The sequence below is a fragment of the Corynebacterium kozikiae genome, assembly GCF_024580965.1.
Lineage (GTDB): Bacteria > Actinomycetota > Actinomycetes > Mycobacteriales > Mycobacteriaceae > Corynebacterium > Corynebacterium kozikiae.
This window is the reverse complement of record NZ_JANIKJ010000062.1, coordinates 1-429: the sequence shown is the minus strand read 5'-3', so window position 1 is coordinate 429 and position 429 is coordinate 1. Positions and strand designations below refer to the sequence as shown.

At 67.8% G+C, this 429-nt stretch carries 1 protein-coding gene; it reads left to right on the top strand.

Annotation, left to right across the window (positions count from 1 at the left end; all coding sequences use genetic code 11):
* Positions 1–178: 178 nt before the first annotated feature.
* Positions 179–429, top strand: a 251-nt coding sequence (locus NQ018_RS11335; protein ID WP_257061031.1) for an SDR family NAD(P)-dependent oxidoreductase, incomplete at its 3' end; no start/stop codon positions are given.

The window sequence follows — 429 nt, the reverse complement described above, 5'->3', positions numbered from 1 at the left end:
ACCCTGTTCGGCCTGTTCCTCACCCCGGTGTTCTACGTGGCCCTGCGCAAGTTCGTCACCCGCAACGGCGGTGGCCAGCTGGTGCAGCACGGCGAGCCGACCATCCACCACTGACATGGAACCCCGTCGCCGCCGGTCACTGGCCGGCGGCGGCTTTCCACCCACAAGGCATGCATCCATGAATACCCATCAGAACAAGATCGCGCTGGTCACCGGCGCCACCCGTGGCATCGGCCTGGAAACCGTGCGCCAGCTGGCCCAGGCAGGTGTGCATACGCTGCTGGCCGGTCGCAAGCGCGATACGGCGGTGGAGCTGGCACTGAAGCTGCAGGCTGAAGGCCTGCCGGTCGAAGCCCTGCAACTGGACGTGACCGACGCGGCCAGCATCGCCGAAGCGGTCGAGCAGGTGCGCCAGCGTCACGGCCGCCT